22 protein-coding genes are annotated in these 23,597 nt (G+C 52.5%); 11 read left to right on the top strand and 11 right to left on the bottom strand.

Annotation, left to right across the window (positions count from 1 at the left end; genetic code table 11):
• Positions 1-8: 8 nt before the first annotated feature.
• From EG028_RS21540 to EG028_RS21515, 6 genes are all read right to left on the bottom strand, one after another.
• A complete protein-coding gene (locus tag EG028_RS21540; protein WP_120518398.1) occupies positions 9-1,655 on the bottom strand; it encodes a DUF1800 domain-containing protein in 1,647 nt (548 codons plus the stop codon).
• A 277-nt stretch (positions 1,656-1,932) separates the two neighbouring features.
• On the bottom strand, positions 1,933-3,111 hold the full coding sequence (locus EG028_RS21535) for a thiolase family protein (RefSeq protein ID WP_120518397.1): 1,179 nt from the start codon (positions 3,109-3,111) through the stop codon (positions 1,933-1,935).
• A gap of 47 nt (positions 3,112-3,158) precedes the next feature.
• Complete coding sequence (locus EG028_RS21530) at positions 3,159-4,010, bottom strand: DUF4249 domain-containing protein (RefSeq protein WP_120518396.1); 852 nt, start codon at positions 4,008-4,010, stop codon at positions 3,159-3,161.
• Between the two features lie 2 nt (positions 4,011-4,012).
• Positions 4,013-6,658: a TonB-dependent receptor gene (locus EG028_RS21525; protein WP_120518395.1), complete on the bottom strand. Its 2,646-nt coding sequence runs from the start codon at positions 6,656-6,658 to the stop codon at positions 4,013-4,015.
• Positions 6,659-6,694: 36 nt separating this feature from the next.
• Positions 6,695-7,681: a FecR family protein gene (locus EG028_RS21520; RefSeq protein WP_120518394.1), complete on the bottom strand. Its 987-nt coding sequence runs from the start codon at positions 7,679-7,681 to the stop codon at positions 6,695-6,697.
• Positions 7,682-7,745: 64 nt separating this feature from the next.
• Positions 7,746-8,255, bottom strand: coding sequence for an RNA polymerase sigma-70 factor (locus tag EG028_RS21515; RefSeq protein ID WP_120518393.1), 510 nt, complete (start codon positions 8,253-8,255; stop codon positions 7,746-7,748).
• Positions 8,256-8,313: 58 nt separating this feature from the next.
• Between EG028_RS21515 and EG028_RS21510 the strand changes: the two genes are divergently transcribed.
• Entirely contained in the window at positions 8,314-9,372 is a 1,059-nt protein-coding gene (locus EG028_RS21510; RefSeq protein WP_241559190.1) for a quinone-dependent dihydroorotate dehydrogenase, read from the top strand.
• Positions 9,373-9,375: 3 nt separating this feature from the next.
• Positions 9,376-10,152, top strand: coding sequence for a TerC family protein (locus tag EG028_RS21505; protein WP_120518391.1), 777 nt, complete (start codon positions 9,376-9,378; stop codon positions 10,150-10,152).
• A 228-nt stretch (positions 10,153-10,380) separates the two neighbouring features.
• Here the strand turns inward: EG028_RS21505 and EG028_RS21500 are convergent, their stop codons facing one another.
• From EG028_RS21500 to dnaB, 3 genes are all read right to left on the bottom strand, one after another.
• Positions 10,381-11,091 carry an RsmE family RNA methyltransferase gene (locus EG028_RS21500; protein ID WP_120518390.1) on the bottom strand — a complete coding sequence of 237 codons (711 nt, stop codon included), beginning with the start codon at positions 11,089-11,091 and terminating at the stop codon, positions 10,381-10,383.
• A 9-nt stretch (positions 11,092-11,100) separates the two neighbouring features.
• A complete protein-coding gene (locus EG028_RS21495; RefSeq protein WP_120518389.1) occupies positions 11,101-12,462 on the bottom strand; it encodes an MATE family efflux transporter in 1,362 nt (453 codons plus the stop codon).
• 77 nt (positions 12,463-12,539) lie between these two features.
• Positions 12,540-14,123, bottom strand: a complete 1,584-nt coding sequence (gene dnaB / locus EG028_RS21490) for a replicative DNA helicase (RefSeq protein ID WP_120518388.1) — start codon at positions 14,121-14,123, stop codon at positions 12,540-12,542.
• A 486-nt stretch (positions 14,124-14,609) separates the two neighbouring features.
• Here dnaB and pheT point away from each other — a divergent pair, with 486 nt between their 5' ends.
• Both pheT and EG028_RS21480 read left to right on the top strand, forming a co-directional pair.
• Positions 14,610-17,042, top strand: coding sequence for a phenylalanine--tRNA ligase subunit beta (gene pheT / locus EG028_RS21485; protein ID WP_120518387.1), 2,433 nt, complete (start codon positions 14,610-14,612; stop codon positions 17,040-17,042).
• Positions 17,043-17,348: a hypothetical protein gene (locus EG028_RS21480; protein ID WP_120518386.1), complete on the top strand. Its 306-nt coding sequence runs from the start codon at positions 17,043-17,045 to the stop codon at positions 17,346-17,348. It abuts the gene before it with no gap.
• Here the strand turns inward: EG028_RS21480 and EG028_RS21475 are convergent.
• On the bottom strand, positions 17,345-17,794 hold the full coding sequence (locus tag EG028_RS21475; RefSeq protein WP_120518385.1) for an RES family NAD+ phosphorylase: 450 nt from the start codon (positions 17,792-17,794) through the stop codon (positions 17,345-17,347). The genes EG028_RS21480 and EG028_RS21475 overlap by 4 nt on opposite strands.
• 13 nt (positions 17,795-17,807) lie before the next feature.
• Positions 17,808-18,290 carry an antitoxin Xre/MbcA/ParS toxin-binding domain-containing protein gene (locus tag EG028_RS21470; RefSeq protein WP_120518384.1) on the bottom strand — a complete coding sequence of 161 codons (483 nt, stop codon included), beginning with the start codon at positions 18,288-18,290 and terminating at the stop codon, positions 17,808-17,810.
• A 239-nt stretch (positions 18,291-18,529) separates the two neighbouring features.
• Here EG028_RS21470 and EG028_RS21465 point away from each other — a divergent pair, with 239 nt between their 5' ends.
• The 7 genes from EG028_RS21465 to EG028_RS21435 all read left to right on the top strand — a co-directional run bounded on the left by EG028_RS21465 (position 18,530) and on the right by EG028_RS21435 (position 23,547).
• The gene (locus EG028_RS21465; RefSeq protein WP_120518383.1) at positions 18,530-18,823 is read left to right on the top strand and encodes a cell division protein ZapA; all 294 of its coding nucleotides are present in this window, start codon (positions 18,530-18,532) and stop codon (positions 18,821-18,823) included.
• A gap of 156 nt (positions 18,824-18,979) precedes the next feature.
• Positions 18,980-20,545: a ribonuclease Y gene (rny, locus tag EG028_RS21460; RefSeq protein WP_120518382.1), complete on the top strand. Its 1,566-nt coding sequence runs from the start codon at positions 18,980-18,982 to the stop codon at positions 20,543-20,545.
• 405 nt (positions 20,546-20,950) lie between these two features.
• Positions 20,951-21,139: a hypothetical protein gene (locus EG028_RS21455; RefSeq protein WP_120518381.1), complete on the top strand. Its 189-nt coding sequence runs from the start codon at positions 20,951-20,953 to the stop codon at positions 21,137-21,139.
• Positions 21,140-21,179: 40 nt separating this feature from the next.
• On the top strand, positions 21,180-21,377 hold the full coding sequence (locus tag EG028_RS21450) for a hypothetical protein (RefSeq protein ID WP_120518380.1): 198 nt from the start codon (positions 21,180-21,182) through the stop codon (positions 21,375-21,377).
• A gap of 120 nt (positions 21,378-21,497) precedes the next feature.
• Positions 21,498-22,505, top strand: a complete 1,008-nt coding sequence (locus EG028_RS21445) for a hypothetical protein (RefSeq protein ID WP_120518379.1) — start codon at positions 21,498-21,500, stop codon at positions 22,503-22,505.
• On the top strand, positions 22,502-22,942 hold the full coding sequence (locus EG028_RS21440; RefSeq protein WP_120518378.1) for a MauE/DoxX family redox-associated membrane protein: 441 nt from the start codon (positions 22,502-22,504) through the stop codon (positions 22,940-22,942). Before EG028_RS21445 ends, EG028_RS21440 begins: the two co-directional genes overlap by 4 nt.
• Positions 22,939-23,547: a 3-keto-disaccharide hydrolase gene (locus tag EG028_RS21435; protein WP_120518377.1), complete on the top strand. Its 609-nt coding sequence runs from the start codon at positions 22,939-22,941 to the stop codon at positions 23,545-23,547. Before EG028_RS21440 ends, EG028_RS21435 begins: the two co-directional genes overlap by 4 nt.
• The last annotated feature ends 50 nt before the right edge of the window (positions 23,548-23,597 follow it).

The raw sequence follows: 23,597 nt of genomic DNA, 5'->3' as shown, positions 1-23,597 counted from the left end.
AACATTGATCACGCTAAGTGATATTCAGACATGTTCATGATGGCATGGTAAAGGTCTTTGAGCATACTCACCACCAGCCCGCGGGCCATTGCATCCCCGGGAGCGGCCTTGTAGGCATTCCAGGCCTGCGTCCAGTAGTAATCCTGGTTCTGGTTCTTCAACAGGATATTTGTTTTGAGATATGTTTTCATAGCATCTGAGATGCCCATGCGGTACAGGATGCTGAGCGCATCGTTGATGAGCGCTACTGGATCGGAAGGGTCGGCCAGCTGTTCTGTGAAGATCAGCGGATCGATCTGGAGCGTAGCACCGCCGGAAGAAAACCCGGTGGTGATCAGCCTGTCCGCCATGGAAGTACGTTTAGGCAGCGTATCGGTATTGATCCACAATTCATGGAACTGCGGAGCGAGATAATACGCATCCCAGCCTGATACCCCGGGAGGATCGCCGATGTTCTGCTGTTGCGTGGCGGCCGCGTTCTGCAAAGCGCGCCATTGCGGGTATGCCTGTGCATAGTTCGCGGCGGGCGCAAACTGCACACCAAACTCGCGGCAAAGGCCCACGGTAAAGTCCACCGGGCTTTTGATGAGGCAGCTCATGTTTAGTGGGTCGTAGAAGTGCTCGCTTTTGAGCAGCGCAGCCAGCAGCGGTTTTATTTCGTAGTTACCCGTGCGGAAAATGTCCGCCAGCGGCGTGATCACATTTTCCTCAGCGTTCTGGTCTATTTCGTAGTAGATAAAGAACTGGTAAAATTTGCGGCAGATGAATTTGGCTACTTCATGCTGCTGGAAAATAATGCCCAGCATATCGTCCAGCTCCGTGGTGCCCATCTCTCCGGTCTTACCGGTGATCACTTTGTTCGAGAACCAGGATGAGAATTGTTTATTGGTAATGTCGTGTTTGGTAGCGTCGAAGTAAGAGGTGATGGCCACTTTATCCACCTTGTAACCGGTGAGCACATGCGCGGCGGCCCTTACGTCTTCTTCCTGGTAAAGAGAATCGGGCCCTTTGCCGCAGGTAAAAAGCTCGAGCAATTCACGTGCGTAGTTTTCGTCCGCCGCTGTTTTTTCATTCAGGTATCCGTTCAGATACACCAGCATTCCCGGATCTATCGTCACTTCTTTGGCGAGCGTTTTAAAATTGCCGAGCGCATTGTTGCGCAGCATCACATTGTGTTTATACATAAAACGCGCATCACCGATGGTCTGCGTTTCTGTAGCGAAGTGGTTATGCCAGAACAGCACGAGTTTTTCGTGCATGGTCCTTTCCTGGTTGAGCATCACACCGGTCCACCAGGCTTTATAGGAAGCGCGGCGGTCATCGTTCAGATCTTCGTCTCCTTCGGGAGCCAGCACCCATGGAGCGCCGGCCGCCACGCCGGTAGTGTCCGCGCCGTAATTGTTTACGGGAGGTGCCGGTGTGTTTGCATTCGGCTGAAGTAAAGCATCCACGGCCTGATCGAGGGTCATGGCCTCGAAGTGTTTTACATCCGCGGGCGCCGCGCCAAACATGCAGCGTTTCAGCAAATGCACCACCTGCGCACGTCCCCACTCACCTGTGTAAGGATTAAGCCCTGAAAAGGTCCTGGAAGTATTTACTTTTTTCGCCGTTTTTTTGCGGGAAGGGGCTAGTGTTAAGAAGTCTCTACGGTCCATCTGGGATACGGTTATGACGATTTTCGAAATGGTTTTTGCTTTGCCGCCTATCGGTTCAGTTATACATATTCGTTACAAGGCATAGTCAGGCAGAGCGGTTTTCCGACACCAAATTAGCAAAAACTTTAATTCAATCATATTATTTTATATGAAATAACATCTTAAATATTTTCCACAGGTGAAAGACAGCCGGTTTACCATCAAAAAAGCCTGGCGCGCGTTTGGGCTCCAGGCTTTTGATATTGATCCAGTGGATGGTATGACGATTTACTGTCGGCTACGCCAGGTTTTCGATGATCCCCGCGATGCCCTGCCCGCCGCCAACGCAGGCGGACACGATGCTGTATTTCTTTTTCAGGCGCTGCATTTCGTGCATCACCTGGATGGTCAGTTTGGCGCCGGTACAGCCCAGCGGGTGCCCCAGGGCAATAGCTCCCCCGTTGATATTCACGATATCCGGGTTCAGGCCCAGCTCGCGGATCACAGCAATGGACTGGGAAGCAAAAGCTTCGTTCAGTTCCACCAGGTCAATGTCCTGGAGGGTTTTACCCGCCTGCTGCAATACTTTGGGAATAGCAGCTACCGGCCCGATACCCATGATACGGGGATGAACGCCCGCTGAAGCACAGGCTACCAGGCGGGCCAAAGGTTTGAGGCCCAGCTCTTTCACCATCTTTTCGCCCATTACCACCACAAACGCGGCGCCGTCGCTCGTCTGGGAAGAGTTGCCCGCTGTTACGGACCCTCCCGCGGCAAACACCGGTTTCAGTTTGGCCAGCGCTTCAATGGAAGTATCGGCGCGCGGTCCTTCGTCTGTATCCACGGTGAAGTTGCGCGTTTGTTTTTTCCCTTTTTCATTGAGGTATACATCCTCGATGGTGATGGGGAGTATGCCGGGTTTAAAGTACCCGTTCTTGATGGCGTTGATGGCTTTCAGGTGGGAATTCAGGGAGAACTGGTCCTGCTCTTCGCGGCTCACGTTAAATTCTTTGGCTACTGCTTCCGCGGTAAGGCCCATGCTGAGGTAATAATCCGGGGTGGTGGTGGCTACACTGTAAGCCGGTACTGTTTTCCAGCCGGCGGTGGGCACCAGGCTCATGCTTTCGGTACCGCCTGCAATGATACATTCCGCCTGCCCGCTCCTGATCTTGGCCGTTGCAATCGCAATGGTTTCCAGGCCGGAAGCGCAGTAACGGTTCACCGTCATGCCGGGCACTTCAATGCCCAGGGCCCTTACGGAGATCATCCTGCCTATCTGGAGGCCCTGCTCCGCTTCGGGAACGGCGTTCCCCACGATCAGGTCATCCACTCTTTTCGGGTCCAGCTGCGGAACGGATTTCAACAAACCGTTGATCACGTCCACCGCCAGGTCGTCCGGGCGGTAAAAACGGAAACCTCCTCTCTTGGACTTCGTAACCGCCGATCTGAATCCTGCTACTATATATGCGTCTTGCATGGCTAATCCTTTTTTTTGGTGTTAATCAAATTTACGGAATTTGATCCTTATTTGACCTCCACCGTCAAACGCGCCGTATTTACGCCGCCGAGAATTCCGTACCCCTTTACCACATTGGAATACACCTTGCTCGGATCCACCAGCAGGTTCCCCTGGTTGAAGGTCTGCAGCTCCAGGGTTTTGAGATAAAGCCAGCTGCTGCGGGTAAGACCGGTCACTTCCAGCAGCAGGATATTGTCTTTTACGTTCACGTCCTTCGTCTGCATCACGATGGTGATCGCCCGTCCGTCAAACCGGTCGTCCGGAACGAGGGTGGACTCCAGGTAATTTTCCGTGAGCATGTCCGTGAAATTGTTATTGTAAGACGGGTCGAAGCGGTAAAGGCGGCGCTCGGAAGGGATCACCTCGCCATTTGCGTTTTTGATTCCCTGGTAAAGTCGGAAACGGTAATAGTCCACGCCGGGCATGTCCTGCATCACAAATTTAATGCGGTTGCCGCCGCCCTGCGCAAATGGCCCGGACAACAACGGCCGGCGGGGCAGCGTGTCTTTGGCGGTGATCGTGTCCAGCCCGGGAGCGGATACGCTGATATTGTACTCCACCCCGGGTTTCGCCGGACGTACAGATACAAAATAACCTTTCCCGCCAATGATGCTCCACTGCGTAGGAAGCGTTTCCGTGCCTGCTTTCAGCGCTATCACCGCGCCGGGCACTTCGGGAAATTCACTGCCTCCCGGCGGTTGGGAACGGGTGATGCGGAGATAGATCACAGAATCCGGCTGCACAAAACTGTTCAGCACGAGTTTATCCCCTTCATAAGGAATATCCAGCTCCACGGTCTTTTCGCAGGCGGCGAAGAGCAGGGAAAAAATAATGATATGCCACTTGATTGCTTTCATAATTAAAACCTGAGTGCGTAGGACACACTGGGCAGGATGGGCAAAATGCTCATCATCGTCAGCTCCCGCTTTTGTGTGCCTTCATTGCGTTTATAATAATAAAAGAAAGGATTCTGCTGGTTGTAAACATTGTACAGGCTGATGTTCAGGATATATGTCAGGCCTTTTCTTGTTTTGGTATGCGTGGCGCCAAGGTCCAGCCGGTGTACTTCCTGCATACGCAGCGTGTTGCGGTCCTGCACCAGGTCCACCTGCCCGGGATCGTTCGTAGTGGGCGGCAGGTGCGGGGACGGATCGGTGATCTGTTCGTAACTGCCCGTGGGCAAGGTGAGCGGCATGCCGGTTGAGTATTGCCACTGGCAGGAAAGTTCCCACTTCTTGCCCAGCCGTTGTGTGAGCACTACTTCCAGCTCGTGCCGGCGGTCGTATTTGTAAGGGAAGATGCTGCCGTTGTTCACATTCGGGAACGAACGCTGGGACCATGCCAGCGTGTAAGCCACCCATCCGCGGAAGTTTCCCTGTTTCTTTTGCAGGAACAGCTCCGCGCCATAACTCCAGCCGCGGCCCTGTATCACCTGGTCTTCCCAGCTGCTGGTCGCGGAGTTGAAGTTATCCAGGTTCTCCACGTATTCAATTACGTTCTGCATGGATTTGTAATATCCTTCGGCGGAAAATTCATACTTGCCATCGTTCGTGGTTTTGGCGAGGCCCAGCGCCACCTGCGTGGAAAACATCGGCGGCACCTTGTCCGTAGCGGCTACCCAGAGGTCCGTTGCCAGAAAGGTCGCGTTGTTGGTGAGCAGGTGGATGTACTGCGTCATCATGGTGTAGGACAGTTTCAACGCCCATCTTTTCGGCAGGATGTACCGAAAGCCCAGGCGCGGCTGTACGGAAAAATAAAAACGGTTATTCACCAGGAAACCGGATGTGTGCACGCCTAAATTCAGGTGCACGGAGTCCCGTATTTTCCAGTCGTCTTCCGCGTACAGCGAAAGTTCCACGCCTTTGCTCGTTTGGTTGTTATAGGCAGTATCCGTCAGTTCCTGCTCGTCGGACACGTTGTTGAAGCTCGTGATGCCCGGCTGAAAGATATGCCAGGTGGCCAGTCCTCCGAATTTCACCGCGTGTTTCGGGTTGGGCTTATAATCAAAATCGATCTTGGCGGATGCGTTCTGCACTTTGGACATGTAGCGGCCGAACATATTGTCGGACTCCCGGATTGCGGGCGTGTCCAGCGCGAGATGTTTGTAATGGTATTCCGTAATGAAGTAGAACTGCGAATAGTTGAGGGTTACATTGGAAAAAAGTCTTGGGTTGAAGATGTGGTTCCAGCGGAGGGCATATGCCTGGTTGCCCCAGCCCAGGCGGAACCTCATTTCTTCATGGTATCTTTTAGCTGTGCCGTTCATGGAATCGAAGGTCATGTTCCGGTTGAGGCTCATATTGTCCTGCCCGCCGTAGGCGCTGATATACAGGCGGTCTTTCGGAGAAAAAATATGATTGATCTTTATGTTCGCGTCATAGAAATAAGCAAAAAACTCACCGTCTTCACCAAGGTTCAGTTCGCGTTTCGTAAAGTCGGACATGATGAGATCGGCGTAGGTGCGGCGGGCGGTGAGGATAAAAGATGTTTTCCCCTTTTTGATCGGCCCTTCCACCATGATCTTCGAAGCCAGCAGCCCCAGCGATACTTCGCCGTGGTATTTGTACATATCCCCGTCTTTCATCGAAATATCCACCACGCTGGACAACCTTCCGCCATAACGCGCCGGGAACGCGCCTTTGTAGAGGTCTACATTTTTGATAATATCGGGATTAAACACGGAGAATATGCCGAAAAGATGGGTGGAGTTGTACACCGGCGTATTGTCCAGCAGGATGAGGTTCTGATCCGGGCTGCCACCGCGCACGTGGATGCCGCTGGTGCCTTCCATGCCGCCGCTTACGCCGGGCATGGCCTGTATGGTGCGCAGCACGTCCGCTTCGCCGAGCATACGCGGCATATTTTTTATCTGCGATACGGAAAGGTTCACTTTGCTCATCTGCGTTTGCTCCTGCAGTTGGGGGAGGGTTTCCGTCACTTCCACTTCCTGTAAAGTATTGGAGGGGCCGAGTTTTACGTGCAGCTGGCGGTTTTCTTTGTCTTTGAGGGGGATCTGCGCGGGTGAGTAACCCGTGTAGGTCACCAGCAGGCTGAGGGTGTCGCGGGCGGTGGTAAGACTGTAGAACCCGAACTGGTTACTGGTGGTGCCCACACGAAGGGCGGGTGAATAAATGGTGGCGCCGATTAGTTTTTCCCCCGTCAGCGCATCCTCCACATACCCGCTGATGGTACGCGTGGTAGCTTTGCTGGCGGTAAGCACCAGCTGATCGCCGATGCGGCGGAACTCAATGCCGTTTTCGGAAAACAGCAGTTCCATCACCCGGCGGAGGGGCATCTGGTCCACATCGATGCTCATGCGGCGGCTCATCTTTACTACATCTGAGCTGTAGGAAAAATGTATCCCGTATTCTTTTTCTATTTTTTCACAAATGGCGGAGAGTGGCTGATCGTTCAGCGACAGGGAAATCCGCGTTCGCCAGTTCCATGCAAAAACCTGGAGGGGCAACCAGGTTAAAAGCAATCCCAGCAGAACTTTCCTCATCATTCTAAAACAAATTAACAGTTACAAAGTCAGGTTAAATTATTCTTGCAGGGTGAACTGCTGCGTGCCGGCTTTCTGTACCGTGGTGTTGGTAATAAAGGCAATAGACGCCATCACGTTGTCGATGGTTTCGTTTTCAAAGTTGGAGGTGATGGACTGGCGCAGGATGGCGGAATCTTTCACATCCACTTGTACGTCATACATTGCTTCGATGGACAGTATTACATCTTCCAAAGGCACGTTCCTGAAAACGAGCCGTTTCTTTTCCAGGTCAGGAATATGCGCTGCTACGGTAAACGGTTCTTTCGTTTCATTGCAGCGCAACAGCATTCCTTCTGTCAGCACCACGCTTTTCTGCCGGTCGGGATCATTCACCTGTATCTTTCCGCTGGAAACATGGATGACCAGGTTTCCGGCGGCATAGTTTACGGTAAAACGGGTGCCGAGCACTTTTATTTCGGTACGGCCCAGGAGAATGACGAACGGGGCGTCCGGGTTGGGGCTGATATCAAATTCCCCTTTCCCGGTAAATGCCACGCGGCGTTCATTTTTCCCGAAACCGTTTTCCAGTTTCATTTCAGCGTCGTCAAACAGCCGCACTTTACTGCCATCGGGCAAAGCGGCCTGCTGTGCGCCGGTAAACACCTGTTCCCGGTTGCTTTTGGAAGGCAGCAATACCCAGGTGAGGCCCAAAGCCAGTACGAGTACCGCGGCGATCTTCAGCCACAGATAATTGCGGCGTATAGGCACTACCGTAGCGCTCGTATTCATTTCCACCGGTTCAAGGCCGGCGCCGGTGATATTTGCCTTCAGCCTGTCCCAACTTGCATCCGTACTGAGGCCGGGGTACGCGGCAACGGGGAGCGGCACTTCCAGCATCCTGCGGATGGCGGCCAGTACGTCCTCATTGGCGGGCACTTCCTTCAGCCAGGCACCCACCCACTGACGTTCGGCGTTGTCCGCCTCGTTCAGCAGGTACTTGCACAGCAAGGAGTATAAAGCCTCATCAGGTTGCAAATTGCTCATGAACAGTTGTAAAGTTATCGGTTCGGGTAAAAGACGCCTGTGGTGGCGTTTTCCCCCTATTTTTTTATAAAATAAACAGGTTCAGGTACTCTCTCAGCTCCTGGTGGAGGATCTTAAGCGCCTTACCCATTTGATTTTCAACGGTTTTAACGGAAATATTCATCACCGTGGCGATCTCCGCATATTTTAATTGTTCCTTCCGGCTGAGGATAAACACCTCGCGGCAGCGTTCCGGCAGCTTCTCCAGGGCCGTATGCAGCTTTTGCTCCAGTTCCCGCGCCTGCATGGACATATGCACGGTATCGTCCTGCATCCGGCCAAAGGACTGCTCTTTTTCAGAACGTACGTTCTGTTTGCGCCACTGGCTGATAGCCGTGTTCCGGATGGCGGTAAAAAGATAGGACCTTTCGGACCCGTTGATCATAATAGTCTCCCGTTTCTCCCAGAGCTGGGAAAAAACGAGCTGCACTACTTCTTCGGCCTCGTACGGGTCGCCCGTATAATGAATGGCAAAAGCAAGGCAATGCGCATGATGCTCCCTGAAGAGCCGTTCAAATGCATGGAGATCCAACATATTATAACCGGGGCAAAATTAGGCGGCTACAGCTGATTAACCAAATAGGGATTGGTGAATGGCAATTTTATATCTTTGCGCGTACATGTACGGTTTTATAAAGAAAATACTCTTCGGCTTTCCCCCTGAAAGCATTCACCATACGGTGATGCGGGGATTAAAAGTGGTGAACGCCCTTCCATTCGGCAAAAATGTGCTGGATGCTTTCTGCCAGCCTAAAAACAACGGCCTGGAAAAAAAACTCTGGGGCCTTACCTTTTCCAATCCCGTAGGCCTGGCCGCGGGTTTCGACAAAGACGCCCGTTATATCGACGAACTGGCCCATCTCGGCTTCGGATTCGTGGAAATAGGCACCGTCACCCCCCTGCCGCAGCCGGGCAACGATCAACCAAGATTGTTCCGCCTGCCGCAAGACCAGGCCCTGATCAACCGCATGGGCTTCAACAACGAAGGCGTGAGGGCCGCAGCCAAAAGATTACAGAAAAGACGCTCCAATATCATTGTGGGCGGCAATATCGGGAAAAACAAACTGACCCCGAACGAAGAAGCCGTCAGCGATTACGAAAAATGTTTCCATGCATTGTTCGACGGGGTGGATTATTTCGTGGTGAATGTTAGTTCCCCCAATACCCCCGGCCTCCGCGCATTACAGGAAAAAGAACCGCTGAAACAGTTGCTGCATCACCTGCAGACCCTGAATTCACAAAAGAACAAACCCAAACCCATCCTGCTGAAAATAGCCCCGGACCTTACCAATGAACAACTGGACGATATCATCGAGATCATCCAGGAAACAGGACTGGCGGGCATTGTAGCTACCAATACCACCATCAGCCGCGAAGGCCTTGCCACTCCGGCCACGGAGCTGGAAAAGATCGGCATGGGCGGGCTGAGCGGGCTCCCCGTAAAAGAACGCGCCACCGAGGTGATCCGTTACATACATAAAGGCTCCGGCGGCAAGATCCCCATCATAGCCGTAGGCGGCATCTTTACCGCGGCCGACGCACAGGAAAAACTGGATGCCGGCGCTTCTCTCGTGCAGGTATACACCGGCTTCATCTACGAAGGGCCGGCCATTGTTAAAAAGATCTGCCAGGGATTATCATCACAATCATAAATCATGGAAGAATTACTGACCTTAGATTCTCTTATCAGTTTACTGACCCTCACCGTCATGGAAGTGGTGCTGGGCATCGACAACGTTATTTTTGTATCTATCGTTATGAACCGCCTGCCCGAGGCTAAAAGGCTCCAGGCACGGCGTATCTGGATGTTCACCGGTATTGCGGTACGTATTATCCTGCTGCTGCTCATCGGCCGTATTGTGGCAGCCGTACACCCGCTGTTCTACATCTTTGACAAAGGCATTTCGCTCCGCGACCTTATCATGCTGGCCGGCGGTTTGTTCCTGCTCATAAAGACCACCCTCGAAATACATCATAAACTCGAAGGCGATGATGAAGAAGCGCCCAAACTCGGCGGCAAAGGCGGCGCCACGCTGCTGAATGTCGTGGGGCAGATCATCATCATCGACATGGTATTTTCATTTGACAGTATCATCACGGCCGTAGGGCTCGCCAAACACGTGGAGATCATGATCGTGGCGGTGATCATCGCCATGTTCATCATGTTCACCTTCGCCCCGCGCATCAGTAATTTCATACACAAACATCCCACGCTCAAAATGCTGGCGCTTTCTTTCCTGATCATGGTGGGCGGCATCCTGATCATTGAAGGGTGGAATGCGGAAGCGGCGCACAGCCTTCACCTGAAGAACTATGTGTATTTCGCGATGGCCTTCTCTTTTGCGGTAGAACTGCTGAATATGAAAATGCGGAAAAAATCCGATCCGGTGCAACTGAGAGGCCCTGTGGACCCGAAAGAAAAGGATTCATAATGAACGACTTATATTTATAGGTAGTAGTATATTAACAGCAAGGTCATTATTGGGCAGTTATAGGGAAATACAATGGTAGCCGAAGGAGAAGCGGAGTTGAGGTGGAGATGAGGCGGAGTTGATCAGGAGTTAATATAGTACGAGCCATACCCCTAAAATATTCTATATAAATACTTTATAACGAAAAGGGCTGCGGTAACGCGGCCCTTTTTTTATGATGAGAACGATCTAATTTGAAGCATTTACACCGGCCATCAGGGCACAACCCACCATCCCAGCCGTTTCTGTGCGCAGGCGGGTATTGCCCAGGCTCACCGGCACAAAACCATATTGCAGCGCCAGCTCCACTTCCTGCGGGGCAAAGTCACCTTCCGGCCCGATCAATAGCAGCGAATCTTTATTGGGTTGCATCGCGGCAAACAGGTGTTGTTTATCACCGGGCAGGCAATGGGCGATAAAACGCTGTTCCGTAGCACTCATGAGCGATTCAAGCGGCGTGGGCTCCGCCAGGTCAGGGAGGAACCATTGGCGGGATTGCAACATGGCGGAAACGAGGATGTTTTCCAGTCTTTCCGCCTTCAGTTTTTCTTTTTCAGTACGCAGCGTCACCAGCGGGATAATCCCCTGCACGCCGATCTCCACCGCCTTTTCAAGGAACCATTCCATACGCGCCGCATTTTTGGTAAAGGCGATGGCTATACGAATACGCGGCTCAGGTTCAGGCATCTGCTCCACCTGCCTGATGGCCGTTACACATTTCTTCCGGTGATCGTCCGCGATCTCCGCTTCGTAACGGTTGCCCTTGCCGTCCGCCAGCAGCACCTTATCTCCTTTCTGCCGCCGCAGCACCTGGATGCAATATTTGGAAGTGGGCTCGTCCATCGTGTAGGACGCTGCCCCTGGTATCAGTTCCTTTGCGTAAAATACGGGTAACTCCATCCTGTAAAATTATACTTTTCCGACGGTCTGTTCCAGGCCGCGTGTAATGGATTGAAAACGGAAAAACAGTAATACCGAAGCGATCAGCAATCCCAGCGAAAGCCCCCACCAGATACCATACACACCAAAACCAAACGTGAACCCCAGCAGGTACCCTACCGGCAGGCCCAGCACCCAGTATGCCAGCATGGTGATCACCGTAGGCACCTTCACGTCGCCGAGGCCGCGCAGCACGCCGAGGCCCACCACCTGCGTACCGTCGAACAGCTGGAAAAAAGCCGCGATGAGCAGCAGGCCCGAAGCGATGTGGATCACCGCGGGGTCCTGGATGTACATGGCGGGCAACAGCCGGTTGCCCAATACAAACACCAAAGCCGCGATGCCCATGAGCACCAGCACCATATGATAACTTGCAATGGCGGAATGCCGAAGGTCCCGGAAATTACCGGCGCCGAGATTGTTCCCGCTGCGTATGCCCGCCGCGGCAGATATGCCGCTGGCCATCATATACGTCATGGATGCAAGGCTGATCGCGATCTGGTGTGCAGCCTGCTGCGCGGAGCCTATCCAGCCCGCCATGATCACCGCGCCACTGAATGCGCTCACTTCAAAAATATATTGCAGGGCCACAGGCATGCCCAGGCCGGTGATCTTTTTCAGCGAAGCGGCACTGATCTCCCGGAAATGGAACGTAGCTAAATATTCTTTAAATCGCGGGCTTTTCAGCACATACCAGGCCATGGTGACGCCCATCAACAGACGGTCCGTAAACGTGGCAATACCCACGCCCGCAATGCCCATACGCGGCATCCCAAGAAGGCCGTACACCAGGGTGATGCCCAGCAGGATATTCAGCAGGTTTCCGATAATGCTGATGTTCATCGCCTGCTTTGTAAAGCCCAGCCCTTCCGCAAATTGTTTGAATGTCAGGAATACCATCAGCGGGATGTAAGACGCGGCGAGGTATTGCAGGAAGATCTTTGCCTGCGCCGCTACGTCCGGCGGCTGTTTCATGCGCTCCAGGTTATGCCCCACCAGCAGTATGCCGCCGGTGAGCACCAGCCCGGTGATCATGTTGATGATAAAACTATGCGCCAGCAAATGCCCGCAGCTGCTGCGGTTGCCCCGCCCGTTCTCCTGCGCGATCAATGGCGTGAGGCCATAGGACATACCGATGCCCGTCACCATAAAAATGGAAAACAGGCTTACGCCGAGTGATACGGCGGCCAGCGGCACTTTGCCGGTATGGCCGATGATGATGCTGTCGCTGAGGCCTACCAGCGTATGGCCCAGCTGCGAGATCACTACGGGGTATGCAAGATGGAAGTTATGAGTGTAGTGTGTTTTGTATTTGGTGTATATCCGTTTCATGGTGTATGATCCATTAAAAAAGCCGGTTTCTTTTCAGAACGCACCGGCTTTTTAGTATCTCTTAAAAGATGTTCCTGTTAGAAAGGAGCATCTCCGAATGCATCGTCTTCAAAATCCATATCGTTCATCTTCGATCCTTTCTGGATGAAGATCTTGGCTTCGTCGTAACTGCCGCTGCCCTGGTGGCCTTTCATGCCGGCGAAGGAGTTTCCGCCGCCACCCGCGGGCGCGGGGGGGCCATCCACAAAACCATCGTCCTCAAAACGCTGGAATTGCAGCACCGCGCGGAGCTTTACAGTGTCAAGCTGACCGTTACGGTGTTTCGCGATACGTACGTGCGTTTCCCCTTTATTGGATTCGCCATGTTCGTTCGTGGTGATGTCATAGTATTCAGGGCGGTAGATGAACATTACCATGTCCGCATCCTGCTCGATCGCACCGGATTCGCGAAGGTCACTCAGCTGGGGCATCTTGTTGCCGTCCTTACGTTTTTCCACGTCGCGGCTAAGCTGGGAAAGCGCCAGTACCGGCACATGCAATTCTTTTGCAAGGCCCTTCAGGTCGCGGGATATCTTGCTGATCTCCTGCTCGCGGTTGGTGTTCCTGCCGTCTGCGGAGCCGCTCATCAACTGCAGGTAGTCGATGATGATGATGCCCACGCCGTGGTTGTGTACCAGCCTGCGGGCTTTGGCGCGCAGCTCGAAGATATTGAGACCGGGGGTATCGTCGATGAAAATGGGGGCTTTGGCCAGGCGTTCGATACCGTGGGTCATCAGCTTGCGCATTTCATGTTCTTCCAGTTTACCCCTGGTGATCTTTTCAAGGTGAATTTCCGATTCCGCGGAAAGGATACGTTGTACGATCTGCCCGCTGGACATTTCAAGGCTGAATACCGCCGCGCCTTTCGGGAATTTCGGGTGAAGGGCTGCGTTCCTGGCCAGGTTCAGCGCGAAGGCCGTCTTACCTACCGCGGGACGGGCCGCCAGGATGATAAGGTCGGAAGGCTGCCAGCCGTAGGTGATCTTATCCAGTGAGGGGAAGCCGGAGGGCACACCGGTGATATCGTCGCCTTTGTTACGAAGGTCTTCGATACGCTTAATGGTGTTCACCAGTACGCGGTCTATGGAATCGTAGTTTTTACGGAGGTGATTATTGGTTACTTCAAACAGTTTGGATTCCGCGGCATCCAGGAGGTCGAACACATCGGCGGTATCTTCATAGGCTTCGCTGATGATCTCCCCGGAGATGCGGATCAGCTCACGCTGGATGAATTTCTGCAATACGATACGGGCGTGGGCCTCAATATTGGCGGAGGAAACGACCAGGTTGGTCAGGCGGGTAACGGCAAAAGGGCCGCCTACCACTTCCAGGTCGCCGGAGCTTTTCAGCTCTTCCACGACGGTGAGGATATCCACCGGCATCGATTTTGCGGCGAGGCGCTGCATGGATCCAAATATCTTCTGGTGGGCGTCCACATAAAAACACTCGGCTTTAAGGATCTCGATCACAACGTCAAACGCCCCTTTTTCAAGCATAAGGGCACCCAATACAGCTTCTTCCAATTCTTTCGCCTGAGGGGGGATTTTACCGTACACCATGGTGGAAATGTCTACGCCGGGTTTGCGGCGGGTGTTACGGTCTTTCTTAAGATTGAGATCCATTTATATTCTAGGCGTTAATAAGGTTAAAAAAATGGTTACTGGATGGCTTTTGCTCATACATTTACAACATTTTGGGCACCTTGATCCTTCAACTATCTTTAACAAATTGTAAATTTTTTTCAGCCAGGGAAACTAAGGTAACGGCATTTTTCCGATAAAACCTGCTTCCTTCAGAACTATATTTATCCGTCGGCAATCCACCGGTTAAGTCACATACCGTACCGGGTTATCCACCGTTTCCATCCGGGTTATCCACCAAAATGACAGAAAATCCATAGCAAAGGTCCGATTATTCACATTTTTTGTGCAAAAAGATTTTCCACATTTTGTTTGGGAAAATTCCCCCTTTCCGTACAGCAGAAGTTGTTAACTTTACGCGGCACAATCACGGCTGCACGAAGCGTGCAAAAATGATTTAAATAATTGATTTTCACAAAATTAAATCGATACAAAGCGTATCGGGCAGGATAATACAAGGAGCATACAATGACTATTTCGTACAACTGGCTATGTGATTATTTACCGGTGAAACCAACCCCGGAGGAACTTTCTGTGATTTTGACGGCCATCGGCCTCGAAGTGGAAAGCCTCGAGCGGTTTGAAAGTGTGAAAGGCAGCCTGGAAGGATTGGTGATCGGTGAAGTACTGAGCGTGGAACAACACCCCAACGCAGACAAGCTCCGTTTGACCAAAGTAGATATCGGTAATGGCGAACCGCTGTCCATCGTATGCGGCGCCCCCAACGTAACCACTGGCCAGAAAGTAGTGGTAGCCCCTATCGGCGCGACCATTTACCCCTCCACCGGCGAGCCGCTGACCATGAAAAAAGCCAAGATCCGCGGAGAAGAAAGTTTCGGCATGATCTGCGCGGAAGACGAAATAGGCCTCGGCGCCAGCCACGACGGCATCCTTGTGCTCGACTCCTCCCTGAAACCCGGCACCACCGCCCGCGAGCTGTTTCAGCCCGTACAGGACTGGGTATACGAAATAGGCCTCACCCCGAACCACATGGACGCGATGAGCCACATGGGCGTAGCCCGGGACGTATGCGCCTGGATGAATAACCATGAGAACACGGCGGTTTACCAGGTACGAAAGCCCGGTATCCACGCAGCCACCAGGGCCGCACAGCCGCTGAACATCGGCGTGGAAGTGAAAAACAACGAGGCCTGCCCCCGTTATTGCGGCCAAAGCATCACCGGCGTAAAAGTAGGGCCTTCCCCCGCCTGGATCCTGCACCGACTGCTGGCCATCGGCGTAAGGCCCATTAATAATATCGTTGATATCACGAACTACGTGCTTCATGAAACCGGCCAGCCTCTGCACGCATTTGATGCGGACCAGGTGAAAGGCGGCAAAGTAGTGATCCAAAACCTGCCCGCCGGCACTGTATTCCTCTCCCTGGACGGCAAGGAACGCAAGCTGGATGCGGGCGACCTGATGATCTGCGACGGCGAGAACAACCCGATGTGCATCGCGGGCGTATTCGGCGGCCTCAATTCTGGCGTAAAGGCGGAAACCACCAATATCTTCCTGGAAAGCGCCTATTTCAGCGCCACCGGCATCCGGAAAACCTCCGTACGCCATGGCCTGCGCACAGACGCAGCGGTACGTTTTGAAAAAGGGCTGGACATCGGCCTGGCGCCTTTCGCCCTCGAAAGAGCCGTGGCCCTGATCAACGAACTGGCGCATGGCGCGCCCGCTTCGGACATCGCGGACGTGTACCCCACGCCAGCCGTTCATAAACATATAGACATCACATACGCCTATATCAATAAACTCAGCGGCCATACCTACGCCCCTGAAAAAGTGAAAAACATCCTCTGCACCCTCGGTTTCACCGTTCATTCCGAAAATGACATGGAACTGCGTGTAACCGCGCCGCTGCACAAGCCGGACATTAATATCCCGGCGGATATCGTGGAAGAAGTGATGCGTATAGACGGCCTGGACAATATCCCCATCCCCGAGTTCGTACGGATGGTGCCCAGCCGCCAGGCCCAGCCCGATAAAGAGCGGGTGAAGGAAAAAGTAGCGGATTATCTCGCCTCGAACGGCTTTTCCGAGATATTCACCAACTCCATCACCAACAGCCAGTATTACAAACACCTGGACCAGGATTCGCTGGTAACGATGCTGAACAGCCTTACTTCAGACCTTGACGTGATGCGCCCCTCCATGCTGGAAACCGGCCTGGAACGCATTGCCTATAACCTGAACCGGCGCAACGAAGACCTGCTGTTCTTCGAATTCGGCAAAACCTACCAGAAAGAAGCCGTTGGCCAGTACCCGGAAACGGCGCACCTGAGCCTTTACCTCACCGGGCAGAAGCTCCCCGAGAACTGGATGCACAAAAGCCAGCCGGTGGATTTTTATTACCTGAAAAGTTTCATCGGCAACATCCTGCAGCAGCTGGCACTGCCCGCCGCACAGATGACCGCTTCCCATATTCACGGCCTGCAACCGGCATTCGAAATTGCCCTGAACGGCAAAACCATAGCAGTAGCAGGCGGCGTCACTCCCCAGAAACTGAAGGAATTCGATATCAAACAACCCGTTTGGTTCGCGGATTTTTACTGGGAAGAGATACTGCAACAGCTACAAACCAAAGATTCCTTCTACGAAGAGATCCCCCGCTTCCCCGCCGTGCGCAGGGACCTGGCACTGGTGCTGGATAAAGCGGTGACCTTTGCGGCGGTGGAAACGGCGGCACGTTCTGTAAAAACATCCCTCCTGCAACATATCAACCTGTTCGACGTTTTCGAAAGCGAAAAACTGGGCGCCGGCAAGAAGTCGTACGCCGTGAGCTTCACTTTCCAGGATAAACAGAAAACGTTGACGGACCAGGATACGGATGCTCTGATGAACAAACTGGTAAAAGCCTTCGAATCACAATTACAGGCGGAAATCCGCAAATAAATGGAGATCGAACAGTACATACAAAGCATAGAGGACAAGCTCCAGCAGCTGTTTAAGAAATTACAGCAGTTGCAGGCGGATAATGCCATGCTGCGCGAGCAGGTGCAGCAGCAGCAGGACGAGCTGCAACTGCAACTGCAGACCATAGAGGCTTTGGATGAGAAACTGAAACTGGCCAAAATAGCCACCATGACGCAGGGCAACGGTCTTTCGGAAGAAGAAGACGCGTTCAGGAAAGAGGTACGGGGCAAGATCAACGATTATATCCGGGAGATAGACCGTTGTATTGCGTTGCTGAATTCTTAATCGCCTCCTCCCCTCAACGGGAAAGGATAATAAAAGTCAACTACCTTCACTTCCCGCGCCAGCGGATGCCGCAAGTTGATCACATAGTGATATTCCCGTTCAAACCTGCGCGCAGGAAAACCTAATACCAATGTTTCCGCTGCTTCTAATTGCGCTGCACCAAAGGCCCGGCTACTGAACTCCGGCACGAGTTCCCACCCAAAGGGCAACTCTTCTTTTGTAAAAATCCTAATACTTCCGTCAGGCACTTCCAGGACGCCAATACCACGCCCGGGGGCAATCCTCGTAACTGGCTCCAGTTGCACGAGCGCACTTTCAAGCAGGCACATCAGCGGATGATCTACTACATAGAGACAATCATCCGTCGCTTTGTTCCATCGGCCCTCCACCCGGGCTCCGCTCAGATCGCGGAAACCAGTTTCGCTGGCCAGCCTATAAAAATTCATATATGGTTTTGTTTTAGTTAAATGCGTCTATCCTCTGCAATCGTTTTTTTACCTCCTCAATACCTGTGAACGTATCCAGCAAGGCAATCGGCACCACGCCGTCCAGATCATCCGATGGGCTCTTCAGCCAATTATGGAATAATTCTCTTTCCCGGAAAACATTATATCCCAGGCTGAATACATCTGCAATGGCGATGATGCGGTCGCTGACATTACGGCTCAGGATGTCTTTTCCTTTTTTGAGGTGAAGGGACCGGTTGGTAACGATCAGCAAAGTGCTCAGCGTGTCATAATCCAGCTCAAAGATCTCCTTGAGCCGCGTCAGTTGCTCTTTGGTCACTCCCGCCCTGGCTGCTTCTATCTTCTTGGAATACAGCATTTCCTGCATTTTCACGATAGATTCGTAGGACACGAGCATGTCATCTGTCAAAGATTTCCTGGGGGCTGCGGGCTTTTTGCCAGCGCCTGTTTTAGCCTTGTCTGACTTCAGGTTCATAGCGAAGATAAGTTTTTAATTGACAATTGTGCACATACCTACGTGAAAATTTGCAGGCAAGATTCTTTTAAACTCAATGTGAACGAGCCTCTATCACTAATTTTAGGCATGCGCATATTTTCATCAATTATAAATATAATTATCACAGCTTTGTGCAAAAACACAGCAATTATTTTTCCACTTCGGGAAGCGCGCGTATTTGTTACATTTGTAACATACACCACAACCAAGCCAATACAATGGAACCTCTAATACCCGTTAATATTGTTGTCGCGGACCGCACTTACCGGATCAAGATCCGTACTGAAGAAGAAGAAGACGTACGCAGAGTGATGAAAGAAGTGAATGAAAAGATCATCGAGTTCAAAGCTGCCTATGCCGGAAAAGATATCCAGGACTATATCGCCATGGCCCTGATCATGTACGCCACCCATCCGGCCACCAGCGGCGGCAAAGCCCAGGCCGGGGTAGCCCCTTTCCTCCGGGAAAAGCTGCAACACCTTGACAATCTGTTGGATGAGCAGCTTAAATAGCCCTTCCCCGCAACGTTTAGCATCCATAAATTATTCATTATCACATGCTCCCCTGTGCTTTGCTGCTATTTTTTTGTTATTTTCGCGGGTCGGCTTTAGCCCTTTCGTCGGAAACGGGCCAGGGACGTAATTATAAATACTATTAAATATTGAGATATGACTGAATCCATCATGGTAATAGTCGCCGGAGCCGTGGCGCTGGCGGTTGGAATAATACTCGGAAAACTGATATTCGCTAAAAACACCCAAATAAAAGTTCAGGAAGCAGAAGAGCAGGCTAAAAGGATCATCGCAGAAGGACAGCTGAGTGCAGAGAACCTGAAAAAAGACAAATTGCTGGAAGCAAAGGAGAAATATCTCCAGATGAAGTCTGAATACGACAAGGATGTAATGCAGCGTAATCAGAAGATCACCGAGTCAGAGAACCGCATCAAACAAAAAGAACAATCACTTAACCAGAAGAACGACAACATACAGAAGCAGGTTACCGAAAATGAAGCCATCAAGGAAAACCTCGCGCGCCAGATAGAACTGGTGAACATCAAACGTTCAGAACTGGAAAAACACCAGGAAGAGCACATCCGCCGCCTGGAAAAAGTGGCCGCCCTTACTGCGGAAGAAGCGCGCCACCAGCTCATCGAAAGCCTGAAAGAAGAGGCCCGCACGCAGGCCCTCAGCCACATCCAGGAGATCATCGAAGAAGCAAAGACCAAAGCCAACAAAGAAGCCAAAAAGATCATCATACAGTCCATCCAGCGTACAGCCGCGGAGCAGACCATCGAGAACGCCATCACCGTGTTCAACCTGGAAAGCGATGAGATCAAAGGCCAGATCATCGGCCGTGAAGGGCGTAACATCCGCGCCATCGAAGCGGCTACCGGCGTGGACCTGATCGTGGACGATACCCCGGAAGCCATCGTGCTTTCTTCTTTCGACCCGCTGCGCCGTGAAATTGCGCGTCTCAGCCTCCAGCGCCTTGTGCAGGACGGCCGTATCCACCCCGCCCGTATCGAGGAAGTAGTGGAAAAGACCAAACGCCAGCTGGAAGAACAGGTAATGGAGATCGGCGAGCGTACCGTGATAGAAATGGGCATTCATGGCCTGCACAAAGAACTGGTGCGTATGGTCGGTAAAATGCGTTTCCGTTCCTCTTACGGCCAGAACCTGCTGATGCACTCCAAAGAAACCGCTAACCTTTGCGCCGTGATGGCCGCCGAGCTGGGCCTCAACCCCAAACTCGCCAAACGCGCCGGCCTGCTGCATGATATTGGTAAAGTACCCGACGAAGAATCCGAACTGAGCCACGCCCTCCTGGGCGCCAAACTGGCTGAGAAATACGGCGAACATGCCGCTATCGTAAACGCCATTGGCGCACACCACGATGAAATGGAAATGGCTTACGTGATCTCCCCCATCGTACAGGCCTGCGATGCCATCAGCGGTGCACGCCCTGGCGCACGCCGTGAGATCATGCAGAGCTACCTGCAAAGGATCAAGGATCTGGAAAATCTCGCCATGGGATACGACGGTGTCGAAAAAGCATACGCTATCCAGGCAGGCCGCGAGCTGCGCGTGATCGTTGAAAGCGAGAAAGTAACAGACAACGATGCAGACCGCCTGAGCTTCGAGATCGCCAACAAGATCCAGAATGACATGCAATACCCCGGCCAGATCAAAGTAACGGTGATCCGTGAACGCAGAGCCGTGAACGTGGCAAGATAACCGCATACGTCAAAACGATATCCGAAATGCCGCCCATCCGGGGCGGCATTTCTATTTTCAGTAACCACATCTTTATGCGATAGTCCGGTACCGGATAACAACCTATATTGCAACAGCATTCATGGAAACCTCTCGTGCAACCCAGGAACCATCGAAACAGTTTGAACAGTTACCCAATCGGACCCATGAGATCCCGCAAGTGTTGCAGACCTTGTTAACCGATCCGCCCCGACGCCCCATGCCATAATATCCCGGCATGGCGGAAGTATCTCTTTCTGTTACGAATCTTCATCAAAGATTATTTGAGCGTACCTGCCGGTACGCAGCCCAACTGCCGCACAGGTAATTAAACCATCCCGTGCCAGCCCAGGCTTCGGCATTTCCTCATCCCAAAACATACAACACATGAAAAGAAGTATCCTTTTCCTGGGGCTTTGCATTGCCCTCGGGCTTGGTATTACCACCACCCTCAAAGCCAGCGGCAAAAAATTCATCAAGGTCTGCTGCGATCAGAACACCGGCGTATGCCAGCGCATCAGCGCCACCGAGGTGCTGTATGGACCGGACGTATACCAGCTCAATCAATGCCCCTGATCTTAAAGTCTTTCTTTTTTTCACCCAAAAACCCAAATCCATGAAACGTTCACTCGTTTTCCTGGGCCTTTGCCTCGCATTGGGCACAGGCCTCACCATCGCCAAAGAGGCGAAAAGCGCACCCAAAGCCGCAGCTTCCGTTTGCTGCAGCTTCAATACCACCCGTTGCCAATATGGCCCGTTAGGCTGGGATTACGGTCCCCGCGTCGCAAGTTGGAACGACTGCGTGGAATTTTAATCAGCGCCTTTGATGCAGACCCGGCGCTTTGCACGAGCGTCGCATGAATGCTCCGGCTTTGCCGGATTCCAATCACCGGGGCCGGTGGAAACACCGGCCCCATTTATTCTTTGTTTGTTTATGAAAAAACTGCTTCCAGGTATCCTCTTCATTTGCGTAGCGGTAACAGGCCTGTTCATCGTCCTCGTTTCCAGCTCGGACAAACCGGGGATCACCCGCACCGCCGTTAACCGCGATTACAACCGCGTCACCGCTTCACCGGCAGATACATTGCAGATGCCTGGTGAAATCCACCTGCTGGCCGCGTACGGCAGCATTGTATATGCACTCGACCGGCGCGCGGGCATCCTCTACCAAACTTCCCCGCACAAAACCGCCCCCGGCATTGTAGCCCGGCCAGGCTTATATTTCACGGAAATGCCTGCTTCCCTCCAGGCCGACTCTACCGGTATTTATTGTTTCGCCGCCAATAAAAAAAAGATCTTCCGCTTCCCGCTTAACGGCGGCCCGCCCGACTCACTTTCCGCCGCAGCACTTCCTTTTTCGCGCTGCGCCCGCCTGCCGGACGGCACCGTTTTCACCCACCTGTACGACTCCGCGGCACGGAAAGCCCGCTTCGTACTGGCGGATTACCGCAATGGCGGAAATATTATAAGCCATCTCCACGATCTTCCGCACACCGATGACGGCGGACTTGCTTCGGACGGCATAGCCCTTCCCGCAATGGCAGGCAGGCAAATCCTGTACGTCCAGTATCACAACAGTGACGTGTACCGATGGCAACCTCCCGGCCTTCATACTTTCCAGACCATCGACCGCACACCGGCTGAAAACACTATTATCAAGGGCGATAACACCTGGAGCATTTCCAGCAAAACGCAGTTCATCAACATCGACGCGGCAACGGAAGGCGACTATCTCTATGTGCTGTCGCTGGCGGTGTCGCACAACCTGCCCACCGCCGCGCCCGAAGTGGATATTTACCACCTGCCCGGCGGTGAATATACCGGCAGCCTGCGGCTCCCTTCATTCAAGAAGTCCGGTGTCCGCCACATCGCGGTGGCCAATGGCATCCTGTATGCAGCCCATTCTCAACATATCATCGCTTACCAACTCAGCCTCCCATGAAAAATATCTTCCTCCAGGCCATCTGCTTCAGCCTTTGTATCCTTTTTTTCTACGCGGCCTCTATGAAAGCCCTGGAATTCGGGCAATTCATGACGGACATTGCAAAATCGCCCCTGCTCGCCAACATCCCTCCGGCGCTTACCGGCGCCTCAACGATCCTGGCGGAAGTAGCGGCGGCCATGATGCTGGCCCTGCCCGCCACAAGGAAAGCCGGGCTCTACCTGTCCGCCTTTCTCATGCTGAGTTTCACGGCATATATGAGCATCCTTTATTTTTTCTACGAAAACATTCCCTGCTCCTGCGGCGGCATCCTCGGGACCATGGGTTATCCCGCCCATATTGTATTCAACACGGCTTTTACCCTCCTGGCAATTACAGGTATACTTCTACACCATTTTTCCCTATCTTACCCGTCCACAAAAACTACGGTAAGATGAAAAAAAGATGGTTAACGCTGGCTGTGTTCGGGATGCTCTCCGTAAGCACCGCCTTTGCTCAAAAGCAGCAGAAACTGTTCAACGGTAAAAACCTCGATGGCTGGAAGATTCACGGAACAGAGAAATGGTATGTAGACAACGGTGAACTGGTTTGCGAAAGCGGCCCGGACAAAGAATACGGCTATCTCGCCACAGACAAAACCTTCAAGGATTTTGAACTGACCGTTGATTTTAAACAGGAAGCCAATGGCAACAGCGGCGTGTTTTTCCACTCTTCCCTGGATGGCACTAAAATAGCAGGCTGGCAGGCTGAAGTAGCCCCTCCGGGCAGCAACACCGGCGGCATCTACGAATCCTACGGCCGCGGCTGGCTGATAAAGCCCGCTCCCGAAAAGGATAAAAACCTGAAGATGGGCGAATGGAACACGATGAAAGTAGTCGTGAAAGGCAACAACGTGACCACTTACCTGAACGGTGTGGAAATGATCACGCTCGATGACGAAAAGATTGGTGCGAAAGGCGGCCAGATCGCGCTGCAGATCCACTCCGGCGGCGGCATCAAAGTACACTGGAAAAACATCAAGATCAAAGAGATCAAAGGATAAAACAGAAAAAGGAAAGAGCGTTCTCTTTCCTTTTTTATTTCGTTTATTTT

This window comes from Chitinophaga barathri (assembly GCF_003807585.1).
Lineage (GTDB): Bacteria > Bacteroidota > Bacteroidia > Chitinophagales > Chitinophagaceae > Chitinophaga > Chitinophaga barathri.
This window is presented reverse-complemented; position numbering and strand designations above follow the sequence as displayed.